At 53.3% G+C, this 14,319-nt stretch carries 13 protein-coding genes; 10 read left to right on the top strand and 3 right to left on the bottom strand.

From position 1 onward, the window contains the following. The 5 genes from A3730_RS32730 to cysC all read left to right on the top strand — a co-directional run. Positions 1-495 (top strand): hypothetical protein (locus A3730_RS32730; RefSeq protein ID WP_231883977.1); only part of this gene is annotated, 495 nt, incomplete at its 5' end. Positions 496-655: 160 nt separating this feature from the next. Next, complete coding sequence (locus A3730_RS15855; RefSeq protein ID WP_231883976.1) at positions 656-2,611, top strand: nucleoside-diphosphate sugar epimerase/dehydratase; 1,956 nt, start codon at positions 656-658, stop codon at positions 2,609-2,611. 262 nt (positions 2,612-2,873) lie between these two features. Then, entirely contained in the window at positions 2,874-4,646 is a 1,773-nt protein-coding gene (locus A3730_RS15850) for an SLC13 family permease (RefSeq protein WP_063521166.1), read from the top strand. A gap of 107 nt (positions 4,647-4,753) precedes the next feature. Further along, positions 4,754-5,101 (top strand): four helix bundle protein, encoded by a 348-nt coding sequence (locus A3730_RS15845; protein ID WP_063521165.1) that lies wholly within the window; start codon positions 4,754-4,756, stop codon positions 5,099-5,101. Positions 5,102-5,166: 65 nt separating this feature from the next. After that, a complete protein-coding gene (cysC, locus tag A3730_RS15840) occupies positions 5,167-5,784 on the top strand; it encodes an adenylyl-sulfate kinase (RefSeq protein ID WP_063538423.1) in 618 nt (205 codons plus the stop codon). 353 nt (positions 5,785-6,137) lie between these two features. Here the strand turns inward: cysC and A3730_RS15835 are convergent, their stop codons facing one another. Then, positions 6,138-6,344: a hypothetical protein gene (locus A3730_RS15835; RefSeq protein ID WP_063520202.1), complete on the bottom strand. Its 207-nt coding sequence runs from the start codon at positions 6,342-6,344 to the stop codon at positions 6,138-6,140. Between the two features lie 175 nt (positions 6,345-6,519). On the opposite strand from A3730_RS15835, the gene galE reads away from it, so the two are divergent. The 5 genes from galE to A3730_RS15810 all read left to right on the top strand — a co-directional run bounded on the left by galE (position 6,520) and on the right by A3730_RS15810 (position 11,444). After that, positions 6,520-7,533, top strand: coding sequence for a UDP-glucose 4-epimerase GalE (gene galE / locus A3730_RS15830; RefSeq protein WP_063520203.1), 1,014 nt, complete (start codon positions 6,520-6,522; stop codon positions 7,531-7,533). A 128-nt stretch (positions 7,534-7,661) separates the two neighbouring features. Further along, positions 7,662-8,960: a lipopolysaccharide biosynthesis protein gene (locus A3730_RS15825; protein WP_063538421.1), complete on the top strand. Its 1,299-nt coding sequence runs from the start codon at positions 7,662-7,664 to the stop codon at positions 8,958-8,960. Next, positions 8,953-9,738 (top strand): sulfotransferase family 2 domain-containing protein, encoded by a 786-nt coding sequence (locus A3730_RS15820; RefSeq protein WP_063519531.1) that lies wholly within the window; start codon positions 8,953-8,955, stop codon positions 9,736-9,738. Before A3730_RS15825 ends, A3730_RS15820 begins: the two co-directional genes overlap by 8 nt. After that, a complete protein-coding gene (locus tag A3730_RS29785) occupies positions 9,731-10,519 on the top strand; it encodes a sulfotransferase family 2 domain-containing protein (protein WP_082872417.1) in 789 nt (262 codons plus the stop codon). The genes A3730_RS15820 and A3730_RS29785 overlap by 8 nt, the downstream gene beginning before the upstream one ends. Then, positions 10,509-11,444 (top strand): glycosyltransferase, encoded by a 936-nt coding sequence (locus tag A3730_RS15810; RefSeq protein ID WP_063519533.1) that lies wholly within the window; start codon positions 10,509-10,511, stop codon positions 11,442-11,444. Before A3730_RS29785 ends, A3730_RS15810 begins: the two co-directional genes overlap by 11 nt. Here A3730_RS15810 and A3730_RS15805 read toward each other — a convergent pair. Both A3730_RS15805 and A3730_RS15800 read right to left on the bottom strand, forming a co-directional pair. Further along, positions 11,422-12,702 (bottom strand): sugar transferase, encoded by a 1,281-nt coding sequence (locus tag A3730_RS15805; RefSeq protein WP_063519534.1) that lies wholly within the window; start codon positions 12,700-12,702, stop codon positions 11,422-11,424. The genes A3730_RS15810 and A3730_RS15805 overlap by 23 nt on opposite strands. A gap of 4 nt (positions 12,703-12,706) precedes the next feature. After that, on the bottom strand, positions 12,707-13,762 hold the full coding sequence (locus A3730_RS15800; protein ID WP_063520801.1) for a glycosyltransferase: 1,056 nt from the start codon (positions 13,760-13,762) through the stop codon (positions 12,707-12,709). Positions 13,763-14,319: the final 557 nt, after the last annotated feature.

Below are 14,319 nucleotides of genomic sequence, written 5' to 3'. Positions count from 1 at the left end.
GGCCTGCGCATCACGCAACCAGCACAGATCGAGCTTTTTCTTACTGACATCAATACCGATGGTAGCCATCTCTCCACTTCTCCTTGTTCGTGCAGCCTCATCCGGTCAACGAAGGGCTCGGATACCGTTCAAGTTTTGAGAGAAATGCTGGCGGGACCTATCTACATCACAGGCTCAGGGCCTCAGGTCGAATACGGGTTGCCCGCCAGCAGTGGCGGAAGGGTAGCAAATCCTTCCGCCGGAGAGACACAAGGTCGAATTAGCCTGAAAGGCGTAATCCGACAAGGCCCGGTACGTGGAGTGCATCGTGTCATGGCTGTGTTTGATTTGGTCTATGGATGGATGTCGGATTACGTCCTTCGGACTAATTCGACCTACCGGGCTGGTGGGTTGCTGTGTAGCGCTCGTTTGCAACAGATTGAAAAAGATGCGTCATTGCGGGTGATAATCACGGATCTCAGTATCCGTTTGTCGCTTAATTGTCACCGTTCATGACTAGATTGCCTCGAAATTAGTGCTTTTTACCCGTTGGATATCCTGGAAAACGGCTTATAATGCTCCCCCGGCTAAGTAGTGTGACGAAAATCACAGTCTTATGGCTAAGAGGGACTTTGCCGTATTTAGTTGGCCCTGCGGTCGCATGGATGGACCTGTTATGACGAACAAGTATCTCTATTCCCCTGTACACCGGATGGTGTCTCTGTCGCGTACGGCCAAGCGATTGGTCATGCTGAGCGCGGATGCGCTGGCGGCGCCCCTGTTGCTGTGGCTTGCCTACGGACTGCGCCTGAATACGGTCACTCCTGATGTCACGGATCTGTGGTTGTTGGTTGCCGCTCCTCTGGTGTTGTTGCCTGTGCTTTATGGCTTTGGCTTCTACCGTTCGGTGGTCCGTTATCTGGGCGCTGAGGTGGCGTGGTCTATTCTGATCGGCACTACCTTGTCTGTGGTATTGCTGGCTGCGGCGGCCTATATGGCCTCGGCCTCTACGCCGCGCTCGGTGTTTATCATTTTCTGGACTCTGTTGGTGCTGTATCTGGGCGGTAGCCGTTTCATGATGCGCCGCTTCCTTTACAACGTGCTGGGCAAGCGTGTTGCCTGTGAAGCAGTAGCCGTATTCGGGGCTGGTGGCGCTGGTGCCCAGCTGGTGTCCGGGCTGCTGTCTTCCGCAGAATTACACCCCCAAATGATTGTGGATGATGCTCCCGGCAAGCAGGGCACGCTGCTGTGTGGTGTGCCGGTGGTGAGCCGTAGCGCATTGGAAAAAGCGGTAGAGGGCGGTGCTATCCGAACTGTGTTGCTTGCTCTCCCCTCCGAGAGCCGGGCTACACGAATGGAAGTGGTGCGGTGGCTGGAAACCCTGAATGTGCATGTGCAAACGGTACCCTCGTTTGCGGATATTGCCACCGGCAAGGCTCGCTTGGAGGAAATCAAGGAAGTCTCCATCGAAGACTTGCTGGGCCGTGATTCAGTGCCGCCCCGGGCGGATCTGCTGACGCGCTGTATCAGCGGCAAGCATGTGCTGGTGACCGGTGCGGGTGGCTCCATTGGCAGCGAGCTGTGTCGGCAAATTCTCAAATTGCATCCTTCCAAACTGGTGCTGCTGGATCAGAGTGAGTTTGGTCTTTACGCCATTGAAAAAGAGCTGCGGGCGGCGGCGGGTGAGCGTAACAAGAGCATTGAGGTTGAGGCGGTGCTGGGTTCGGTGGTGAACCGGGGTCTGATGGAACGGCTGTGTCGCGAGCATCGGGTGGATACGGTATATCACGCGGCCGCCTACAAGCATGTGCCGATTGTAGAAGCCAACCCGTCTGCTGGCGTGCGCAATAACATTCTGGGCACGCTGGAAGCGGCACTGGGTGCAGAAGCCGCCCAGGTTAAGCACTTTATTCTGGTGTCGACGGATAAGGCGGTGCGCCCTACCAATGTGATGGGGGCCACCAAGCGTTTTGCGGAACTGGTGCTTCAGGCCATTGCCGCGCGGGGCTCGGAGACGGTGTTCTCCATGGTGCGATTTGGCAATGTTCTCGGCTCGTCCGGTTCGGTGGTGCCCCTGTTTCGTGACCAGATTCAAAAAGGCGGGCCGGTCACCGTGACTCACCCTGATGTGATTCGCTATTTCATGACCATTCCGGAAGCTTCCCAACTGGTGATCCAGGCGGGTGCCATGGCCCAGGGCGGTGAAGTCTTTGTGCTGGATATGGGCGAGCCAGTGCGCATTGTGGACCTGGCGCGGACCATGGTGCATTTGATGGGCATGTCCGTGCGGGATGAGAAGAGCCCGGACGGTGATATCGAGATTGCTTTTTCCGGCCTGCGGCCGGGTGAAAAGCTCTATGAAGAGCTGCTGATCGGTGATTGCAGTACGCGTACCGAGCACGAGATGATCATGCAGGCCCATGAAGAAAAGCTGGAATGGGATGAAATCTCTTTCGCTCTGGAAGCCTTCCGCAAGGCGCTAAGTCGCGCCGACAGGGATGCCCTGCGGGCTTTGCTGCGCAGCTATGTGAATGGGTACGAGCCGAGCGGAGTGAGCGTCGAGGCGCCCAAAAGTGCGCCTAGCCGTGAATTGCCGACAATGGTGGCGAAAACCGCCAGCGCGGTTGAATAGCTTTTCCTGATAATGTCGGATGACGCCTTTCAGGCTAATCCGACCTACAAACCCTGACGTTGAAGCCGCCGCGGTTGTTTCGTCTGTCAGTGTGTAGGTCGAATTAGGCTTGGCCGTAATCCGACATTGTTGGCTGAGACCTTGGTTTTTTGCTTATGTCATATTTGACTAAGTGCTCCCTTTTTATATTCCCTTTGCCCTGTAAAATGCCCTTTTTGCGGTGCGGTTTGTCGCGCGGCCTGGGCTCTGTCTGGTTCATCTGATGACGCTGGAAATACTGATAACACTACTGATTGTACTGGCTGTGCTGGGGGCGCTGGCCAGTAACCGAGTGCCTGCGGATATGACCATGATGGCGGCGCTGGTGCTCGTCTTGATCACGGGCCTTATTTCCCCGGGCGAGGCGCTGTCCGGTTTTGCCAACCCCGGCTTGATGACCATTGCGGCGTTGTACGTGGTGGCGGCTGCCTTGCGGGATACCGGCGCCATTTACTGGGTAGCACACAGGTTGCTGGGCCAGCCCAAGTCCGTGCTCTCCAGCCAGTTTCGGTTGATCGCGCCGGCGTCCATTCTGAGTGCCTTCCTGAACAACACCACGGTTGTGGCGATGATGATTCCTGCGGTGCAGGAATGGGCGCAACGCTTGCGCCTGTCGGCCTCCAAGTTACTGTTGCCACTGAGTTATGCGGCCATTCTTGGCGGTACCTGTACGCTGATTGGCACGAGTACCAATCTGGTAGTGGATGGTTTGGTGCAGGAAAAGGGGTTGCCGGCGTTCGGCATATTCGATGTGGCCTGGGTCGGTGTGCCGGTGCTGCTCGGCGGCGCGGCCTTTATGTTGCTGATTAGCCGTTTTTTGCTGCCGAACCGGGCGAGTATGGCGTCCCAGTGGGAAGATGCCCGTGAGTACCACGTGGAGATGCTGGTGGCGAAAGGTAGCCCGCTGGCGGGCCGGACTATTCAGGATGCAGGGCTGCGGAACCTGACCCATGGCTTCCTGACCGACATTCAGCGTGATGAGCGACTGTTCACAGCGGTTGGCCCGGAAATGACGCTGCAGGAGGGTGATCTGCTGGCGTTTGTCGGGGTGCCAGAGTGCGCGCGGGAGCTGCAACGTATCAACGGCTTGCAGGCCGCCCATGGTGGGGCTCACAAATTGGGCCTGAACAACCACCAGCGCCATCTCGTGGAAGTGGTACTTAGCCCGGAATTTCCCGGTATTGGTCGTTCAGTGAAGGAAACCGGATTCCGGACCCGTTACCAGGCGGCGATTTTGAGTATCAGCCGAAATGGCAAGCGAGTGCCCGGCAAGGTGGGCGAGCAGAGTTTAAAGGTGGGGGATACCTTGCTGCTGGAAACCAGCCAGCAGTTTGTCGAGCAGTATCAGTATCGGCGCGATTTCATGCTGGTGAGCCCATTAAAGGATTCCACTCCCCCGGACTTTCGCCGGGCGCCGCTGGCTGTTGCTGTGCTGGTGGCGATGGTGATGGCGAATGTGTTGGGGCTGGCCTCGACTCTGGAGGCGGCCATGTTTGCGGCCGGCCTGATGATCGCTCTACGCTGTGTCACCGTGAACCGCTCGCGGATGAACGTGAGTGTGAATCTGCCGGTGCTGGTGGTGATCGGTGCCTCTTTTGCGCTGGGTAAAGCCATGGAGTCCAGCGGCGCGGCGGCCTGGATTGTGGAGCAAGTGATCCCGGACGGCGGCTTGTCACCCTTTATGGCGCTGGTGATGATTTACCTGCTGACGGCCGTATTTACCGAAATGATCACTAACAACGCCGCCGCCGTGCTGGTTTTTCCCATTGCCATTGGCGTTGCTGAACAGCTGGGCGTCAGCCCGATGCCCTTTATCGTTGCCGTCATGTTCGCCGCTTCCGCCAGCTTCATGACTCCGCTGGGTTACCAGACCAATCTGATGGTCATGGGGCCAGGGGGCTACACGTTCCGGGATTACCTGAAGATCGGGTTTCCGATGAGTGTGGTGGTGGCGGTGATCAGCCTTAGCGTTATTCCGATGGTTTGGGGGTTTTAGGGAGGCTCTGCCAAACAGCTTTGAGTTGAAAGTGTAAAGTTCAAAGTTGAAAGGAAATACAAAACAATATGGCGCTCCAAGGATGGAGCCAAGCAGGAGGAGCATGGATGCTTCGATTTGAAAATCTGGATGTATGGAAGCGCGGTACTGCGCTTTGTGTGGAGATGTATCGGTATTTTGCCGGGCTCAAGGATTTTGGCTTTCGGGATCAGATTACGCGTTCAGCCTTATCTGTACCCAGTAATATTGCCGAGGGATTTGAGCGCCTTTCCACTAAAGAAAGAGCGCGTTTCTGGAGTTATGCCAAAGGATCTGTCGGTGAGTTGAGAACCCAGATTCATATTGGCCATGAAATCGGTTATATCACCGAAGATAAAGCCGGTCGTTGGCTCTCTGAGTCTGAACAGCTATCAAGGATGCTGGCGACCATGATCAAGGGCATACAGCATGGCTGAGCCCGGGAGTTGAGGGTTGTCCTTTTCAACTTTCAACTTTGAACTTTCAACTGAAGGAATATCGCATGTCTGAGAAATCCCCGTACCAGGAAAAAGCAAACGAATCCAAAGCCCATGTCGTATGGCATGAGTCTAATGTGTCCAAGGCGGATCGCGCCAAGGTTAAGGGCCAGACGCCGAAGTGTATCTGGCTGACGGGTCTGTCCGGTTCCGGTAAGTCCACGCTGGCGAATGCGCTGGAAGTGGCGTTGACCGAACAGGGTAACCACACTTACCTGCTGGATGGCGACAATGTGCGCCACGGCCTGAACAAGAACCTGGGTATGAGTGATGAAGACCGCACCGAGAACATTCGCCGGGTGTCTGAAGTGGCCAAATTGATGGTGGATGCCGGTTTGATTGTGGTAACGGCCTTTATCAGCCCGTTCCGCGCCGATCGCGATGCGGCCCGTGAGTTGTTCGAAGACGGTGAGTTTGTGGAAGTATTTGTGGATGCGCCGCTTGAAGAGTGTGAGAAGCGCGATCCCAAAGGGCTGTACCAGAAAGCGCGCCAGGGCATTATCAAGGAATTCACCGGTATCGATAGCCCTTACGAAGCACCGGCCAAGCCGGAGCTGGTGGTGAATACCGCTGAAAACGATATTGAAGCCTGTGTGAAGCAACTGATCGCCGCAATTGTGTAGGGTGGGTGCTGGCTAAGCTGTATGCCGGATTACGCCTTTCAGGCTAATTCGACCTACAAAATTGCGCCTTCCAGGCTGATTTGGCCTACAAACTACGTGCCGCTGATTTGGCGTAGGTCAGATTAGGCGTAGCCGTAATCCGACACAGTGCAGTGATTGGATTTTGTCCTCAGGCCAAGGATGGCCTGTTGCTCATGCTTTTCAGGAAACGACAAGAACCGTCTTCATAACCCGCGCCTGAGCGTTTTGATCTGCTACCACCACGCCGCGGTGCGTGCTCGGTTCTGCCCATGAGTGGGAGGTGAGCGATAGTGTTGTGATGCTCATTGATTGTGGCTTGTTCCAGGGGGCGGTCATTCAACACTGGTGAGCATGGGGTATACGGTAATTCGGCCATCGTTATGTCGGTCCTCGACAGCAATCCGCACATCCACATAACCAAATGCATCGGCCAGTTGCCGGGCGTGCTCCCAGCTATTGGCCGGGTAGGGGTGGGAGGTCAGCTCAACAGTATCCCCGGTGCTGAAGGTATGGCGGAAACTGGCGCGATAAAATGGCATAGTAGACTCATCTATCGTGGTTATCGTGTGTGGCGGAGGCAGCACGGAATGTTCTGGGTTGCCGCAAGCTCAACAGCCACTCTAGGCGGTTGAACGGTTCCGCTGTGTCATCCACAAACCACTGTTTGAGTAAGATAAGTCTGAGGCTAAGGCCGATGATTCGGAGACGTAAGCGATGAATAGTATCCTGGTAACGGGCGGCGCGGGTTACATCGGTTCTCATACCGTTTTATTGTTGTTGGAAGCTGGGCACCAAGTGGTGGTGCTGGATAATCTAAGCAATAGCAGTCGTGAGAGCCTGATTCGTGTTGAGCGGCTTACCGGCAAATCGGTAACCTTTGTAGAGGGGGATATTCGTGATGCCAGCTGTCTGGATGCCCTGTTCTCAGCCCATGATATTGCGGCAGTAATCCATTTTGCTGGCCTCAAGGCGGTGGGGGAATCTGTTGCCATGCCGCTTGCGTACTACGACTGTAACGTGACTGGAAGCCTCCGGTTGCTGGAGGCGATGGAGCGTGCCGGCGTACGCACCATGGTGTTCAGCTCTTCAGCGACGGTCTATGGCGATCCCGCAACGGTTCCGATACGGGAAGATTTCCCTCTCAGTGCAACGAATCCCTACGGTGCCACCAAGCTGCATATTGAAGATATGCTCCGAGATCTCTACACCAGTGATAACCGCTGGAGAATAGCCCTTCTGCGCTACTTTAATCCCGTGGGTGCCCACGAAAGCGGCGAGATTGGCGAAGACCCCAATGGCATTCCTAATAACCTGATGCCTTTCATTGCACAGGTTGCCATCGGCAAGCGGGAGCAGCTGAATGTCTTTGGTGGGGATTACCCTACCCATGACGGTACAGGGGTGCGTGATTACATCCACGTGATGGACCTTTCCGAGGGGCATCTGGCGGCACTGCAGGCGTTGGAGAAAGCCGGTGGCTTAATTACGACCAACCTGGGAACGGGACGTGGGTATAGCGTACTTGAGATGATCGAGGCTTTTTCCAGGGCTTCCGGCCGTGACGTTCCTTATCAGGTTGTGGAACGTCGCCCCGGTGATGTGGCGACCTGTTATGCGGACCCGACCCATGCCAGCAATGTGCTTGGCTGGAGCGCTTCGCGGGGTATTGACGCGATGTGCGAGGATCACTGGCGCTGGCAGGACAAGAATCCGAATGGATATAAATAAGCATTACTCATTGGCTATTCGTTTTCTGATCAGGCTCGGATAGCGACTCTGGATGCTCTCTTGATTCGTCAATCCCGCGAAGGCGGGAATTCATTTACTCAGGCCTTCAATGTGTTGGGGTTCCTTCATTGACAGCGAAACCGGATAAGGCCGCTCTGTTGCGTGGCTTTGCAGCCTTGCTGAAAAAGTATCTTGGTCCGCTGGTGATCAGGGGGCTGGGTGCAGTGGCCATGCTGGCCATGAACGTTCTTGTTGCAAGGCAGCTGCCGGCGGACCAGGCCGGTATTTTCCTCTGGAGCGTTGCGGTGCTGATGCTTGCTTCAGTGGTAGTGAGAATTGGTACGGATAACAGCGTGCTGAAGCTGGCATCAATCGCATTTTCAGAAGGAAAGGATGATCAACTTTATCGCCAGCAATGGTTTTCGTTGTTTCTGGTTGGCCTGGTTTCCCTCTTTGTGGCGATTAATGCAGTAGCAGTTGTCTGGCTTGTCCCTTTTTTTTCCGAGGGTAAGCGCTGGGTATTATCGTACATGCTGGCCGCAATTGTGCCTTTCAGCTTATTGTTTCTCCAGACCCGCTTTTTGATAGCGGCCAGGAAAAGCTCCCTGGGGATATTTTTCTCTACATCTGCTCCGTTTATCGGCTTTATCCTGCTGATTTTTCTGTTCCCCGTTGAAAATGCAGCGACTGCAGCTGCGGCATTTCTTGCTGTATGTCTGGTTTCCCTGTCCCTGGCGCTGGGGGTATTTCCCCCGGGTAACAGACCGGGCTTTCCTGCCAAAGCAGATCGACGGGAAATGTTGTTGATGAGCCGGCATTTTTGGCTGGCTGCGGTATTTTCTGAAATGATTATCTGGGTCAGCCAGATTCTGGCCGTTATATGGTGCAGCCCTGATGAGCTGGCATGGCTGGCCTTGGGGCAACGAATCGCCTCCATAGTGAGCTTGCCGTTGATTGCGGTAAAGAGCGTGATCTCCCCTCAGCTTGCCAGCGCAATGAGCCAGAGAGATTTCGGAGGGCTTGCAAGAGGATTGCGCGAAAGCTCGTTGATAGGCCTTGTTATTGCTGCCCCACTGTTTGTATTTATTGTGGCCATGCCTGATGTATTGATCAGGATGACTGTTGGGGAGGCATATCTCCCAGCGGTTGATCTTGTGTTGATTTGTGCGATAGGGCAACTGGTTAATGTTTCTGCCGGAATTTCCGGTGGGATGCTGGCTATGACGGGTAACGAAAAGCTATTGCGAAATATTATTGTAGGCAGTGGCATTCTTTGCGTTCTGCTGAGTATTATCCTTATTCCTATTTATGCTGCAGTCGGTGCTGCCCTGGCCTTTTCAATTACCATGGTGATCCAGAATGTCGCCATGTATCTATTGTCCAGGCAGTTTATTCGCACCTGTATGAAAGAGAGTTGTCATGAGTAACCGTGGCTCGCTGAAACGCGCCTTTATTAAAAGCTTCTATATACAGTTTCGTAAGCTGGCAAAATCACTGCTTCATGCCTGCAAAGCTGCAATTGGTGGGCATATTGAAAAGCCTGAGTTCGTTGTGCTGGGTGACAAGAAGGTCGCGTACCTGGTGGTTTCAAAAGCAGCCTGTTCTTCCATAAAGAAAGCAATGGTGGCTGGTATTGTAGATGACGATATTCAGGATAATTACTCTATTCATCAAAACCACAAGGTGGCCCAACTGACGGTAAGAGGGAGGTTTCCTGACGCTGAGCAATGCCATGTTTTCACTTATGTCAGAAATCCTTTTTCCAGACTTGTTTCTTCTTATATCAACAAGTTTGAGGATTTTGAAAAAATTCGCATGGTTGGGTTTGAATATGCGGATTATCTTGGCGGTTACCTGGAAATGTCTGATTCTTTCGAGGCCTTTGTTGAGAAGGTCTGCAATATTCCAGATCGCTTGAGTGACAGACATTTCATGGGGCAGTACTACCTGATCCATTCCTTGTCACCGCGTTTGCCTGACCAGATTGAAAAACTCGAAGAGATTGAGCGTAGCTTTCCCGCACTGTCTGAGCATTATGGTTTTGGGGATGTTCCCCATTTTAACCGTACTGGGGGATATAACTATGAAGATTATTATTCCTCCGCTGAAATGGTTGAAATGGTTTATAGACGCTATCGTCGAGATGTCGAGGAGTTCGGCTATCAGGCTGAGTATGAAAGGTTGAGGTCCCGTTTTGATGTCTGAGCTTCTTGTGCGAGCCAGGGGCATTTGTGTTGGCCGTTACCGGGCGTTCGTTAGATGGCTTGGTGCATTTTTTATGCGCCGAAGAGGCTTTAAAGTCATCCATTTCCTCCATATCGGGAAGACAGGGGGGACGGCTCTAGGGCGGGTTTTTCACGGAAATCAAAGGGTGGGTAATTCCTGGTTGGTCCTGCATGAGCACAGCACTACGGTTAGGCGGTTGCCAAAGAGTGATCAATTCACGTTTGTATTGCGTGATCCGGTCGATCGCTTCGTCAGTGCATTTTATAGCCGCTATCGACAAGGTAAGCCGGCTTACTTCATTCCATGGACAGAAGCTGAAGCATCCGCATTTGCATCGTTTCCTGATGCCAATAGCCTGGCTGAGGCGCTGAGTAACCCGGAACCCGAGTGCCGTGAAAATGCTCGGGCTGCAATGCACGCTATTGGCCATGTAAGAACTCACTACCGTGATTGGCTGGGTTCTGTTGAGAATCTCTCTGAATTGTCTCATCGCATCCCTCTGGCGGGCTGGCAGCCGGATCTCGACAGTTATCTGTGTTGCCTTGTCGATACCCTTGGCGGAGACCCCGGGCAGTACCGTTTCCCGAACAATGCGGCACAATCGCATAAGGGAGGGCATGGCGGCCGAGCGGAGCTATCCGATTTGGCTGTAGAGAATCTGCTGGAATGGTATGGCGATGATGTCAGGTGGGTAGAGGCGGTCCGGCGGCTTGATCTTTTTGCCAGTAACAAGGCCTTGGTAAATAATCATGACAATTAAAGTGGCGTGTGTACATGATTCCAGTGCTTACCTGCCAGAGTTACATGCCTATAGTGAGTACTTCCAGAAAAGTAGTTCCGTTCGCTTTGAGGTTATCTCTCATTCAGACGGGGAGGTTTTTTCTCCCGAGCGCTATGATTTGATATACCGTTTCATGGGATTTTACCCTTTCTGGAGCCATAGTGATGTGCCGGAAATCCATGAATATCATAGTTTGAGTGTTCCGCCTTTTGCACAAGCGAAGGATACGATAAAGCGATACCTCAACAGAAAGCCCGTAGGCCGTGTTTTTCTGAATGGGCAGGTTGAAAGTGTTCTCGGTTTTTCTGACCAGGTGCCGAGTGTTCAGCGTGATATGGGCGTGCATCAGCGCTTTTTCGATGCGGTTACCGCAGGTTCCGCTAAGGAATTCGACATCGTTTACTGTGGAACGGTCGCTGGTCGCCAGGGGCTGCTTGAAGTTCTCAAGGAGTGTCTTGAGGCTGATTTATCAGTCCTTGTTGTCGGCAGGATTGACGATTCCGATTGGCTGGATAGGCTGGGGTCGCTGAAGCGGGCTCTGACTGTGACGGGCGCTGTTCCCTATGATGACGTTCCAGGTTGGATCAGTAAGGCCCGCTTTGGGCTCAATTTTATCCCGGATGTTTATCCCTTCAATGTGCAGACCAGTACCAAGGTTCTGGAATATTGTGCTGCGGGCCTGGGGGTCGTGACCAATGATTATGAATGGATCCGGAATTTCGAGACTTGTCATCATGCCAGTTTTTATAAAATAGAATCTGGCCTGGCTGATTTGAAGGCTATGGATCCACAGGGCTTTTCGGCTTCTGTGGACTCACTGGAATGGTCTTCTTTGTTGGAACGTTGCGGCCTCGAGGAGTTTCTTGTTGCTTGTGCTTCGGTTAGCGAGCGCCGAACCCCGTGAGAACTGTTCTGATGGTTTTGAGTACAATCAGAATGTCCACCCATAGCGACAGATTCTTGATGTAAAAGAAGTCATGCTCGACCTTTTCCCGGGTTGACTCCGTGCATACCGCATACCCCTGGCTCACCTGAGCCCAGCCTGTGATGCCAGGCTTGACGATATGCCGGTAGCTATAAAAAGGCACTTCCTGCTCGAATTGCTCTACAAAGCCTCTTTGCTCAGGGCGAGGTCCGATCAGGCTCATATCACCTTTCAGTACATTCAGAAACTGTGGAAGTTCGTCCAGACGGAATTTTCGGATAAAGCTGCCAAAGCGGGTGATCCGGTGTTCGTCCATGTCTGCAAAACGCGGAGTGTCATCATCTTCCGGGATCATGGAACGGAATTTGTACATGCGAAAGGGGATGTTCTTTTGCCCGACTCGTTCCTGAATAAAGAGGACAGACCCTTTGGATTCAAAGCGAATGATAGTGGCCAGGATCAAGGAAACAGGCAGCACGATTGGGCTGAGCAGGGCGACAGAAGCAATGTCGATTAGCCTTTTGGCAATGACATAAACGGCGCTGGGCTGCAGGGAATCCATGTCATGGATGCTCAGCATGTTCAGATCGACTTTTCCATTGATGGCTTCGTTCAGCGCTTTGCTGCTGATAATCGTTGTGCCGGATGCGCTGTGATGGGCGACATAGCGCAACCAGTTGTCTTCAATTTTGGATTCGGTGTCCACGATAAGTGCATCGTATCGAGTTTCACACAGCTCGGTCGATACGAGGTCTCGGAAACAGATGTTTTCGGCGTTTTCTTTATTGTTTATTTCAACATTGGGTAGCAAAGCGAATTTAAGCTTGCGATAGCGACGGTTAATGATGAAATTGACAAATTGCACACCGAGTAATAATGCAAAGCCTACAAATAGTGTGCTACGTGAGTAGCCGAGGCGGAAGGCCAGTATTACCAGCATGGCCGAGGCAATCAGGGCCAGGGTGATGCTGGCGTTGTAGGAAAAGCCGCGGCCACCCGGGAAGCGAACAATCTTTTTTATCAGGAGTGCATTAAAGATGTAAATCGTTGCCAGGGTTATTAGCGATAGTTGCTGGTTGGGATCGTGGGGGATTGAGATCGATCCGTGGGCAAAAAGCTGTGCGCAGAACAGGGTAATGGCCAGCCCCGTAATGTGGCCCGTCACGGGATTGAGTAGCAGCCGCTCGTGGAGGCGGTTGTGGCGTGCCGGATTTATCGGAATGAAGTGTGAATTCATGGGTTCAAATGCCTGATTCTGCGCCTAGATAAGCGCTTAAGTAGTCTGATTTTGTCGGCTCTAGCCATGCATCCGATGCGGATGCCCTGGCGGCGGACTGCATGTCGTCAATATTGGCGATCAGTTGATCAATGCTGTGTCGGACTGATTCGAGTGTGTTGTTACACAGAATGCCGTTTCCGGCGCCAACCAGTTCATGACATCCGCCCACATCGCTCAGTAACAGTGGCAACCCATGTGCTTTGGCCTCAAGGGCGGACATGGGAAGCCCTTCGCTGTCGGAGATGAGGCAAAGTGCATGATAAAGATGAAATTGATCAAATGCCTGGACCTCACCGGCGAAAAAAACATTGTTGGGCGCGTTTGCCTGCATTTCCTTTTGAGCAGCCCCGGAGCCGATAACCGTGAGTGTCACTTCCTCTTTTGAAAAGCAGGAAACGGCATCAATCAGAAGGTCCGGGCGTTTGGGGTGCGCCAATCTGCCTAAAAACAGCAACTTTACCGGTTTTGGCGGCAGGTTTGCAGGCAGTCTTGTCGGTTTGGGGGTTCGATTGGTCAGTGTGATGGTTTTGCCTGGCGGGATATTTAGCTTTTCACTGCATTTGCTGGCGTCTGCGTTAGAGACGTTGATCACCAGATCGGTCAGGGTTGAGAGCAAGCGTTCCGCAAGGGTGTAGATGCTCTCCAGCTTGCCTCCGTTGTAAATCGAGGACCAACCATGGGAAACATAGATGACCCTCAAGCGTGGAATAAACAGCTTCACCAGCCTGGCATAGACACCCGCATTTGCCGAGCTGGCGACCAGAACTGAAATGCTGTTATCCAGAAGGTAGCGGCGCAGGCGCATTAGTCCAGTTGGGCTGGGCATCTGCCTAAGCAGGTCCGGGAGAATTAGGGGTGACAGTGCTCCCAGGGTTCGTGCCAACCATTGGTTTTCCCCAGTGATGAGGAAAGGGTGGATGTCATCCTGCAGAAGGCGAATCTGGTCAAGAGTCCATCGCTGGGCGCCACCGGTCTCTGCCTTGGTAATGATGAAGCCTATGCGTGGTTTGTTATCCATGTCAGACCTGTAGTTCACACTGGCGGCGGATTTTCTCACTTTCCCGTGGCAGAGGGAAATCGGGCTGAGGAGTGGGAGTTGGCGCTAAACTATATGGGTATAGGGAGGGCCTGTCTGAGGGCGCTGTGCTATTCTCTTTGGCGCAATTCTGAAGGTCGGTACGGTGTCAGTTTCTTCGCGATGCAGGCATCGCTTCCCACTGCCTCCCCGAAGTTTTGGGAGTGGGGTGTAGCAGGTTACGGTCCCAGGCGACCGCAGGACAGCCAGTCATTGGGCAAAGAAAAAGCCCGGTACCTTGCGATACCGGGCTTTCCTTATTTGGCTCCGCCTGCTGGGCTCGAACTAGGCGGATTCAACTGAATTCGCCAATGATTAACCGTCGACCGCAGGGCGGCCAATCATTGGGCAAAGAAAAAGGGCTTACCCGTGTGGATAAGCCCTTTTCTTATTTGGCTCCGCCTGCTGGGCTCGAACTAGGCGGATTCAACTGAATTCGCCAATGATTAACCGTCGACCGCAGGGCGGCCAATCATTGGGCAAAGAAAAAGGGCTTACCC

It is taken from the genome of Alcanivorax sp. HI0044, from assembly GCF_001634945.1.
Note: the sequence above shows the minus strand (reverse complement) of the source record. Positions and strands in the feature narration are given on the sequence as shown.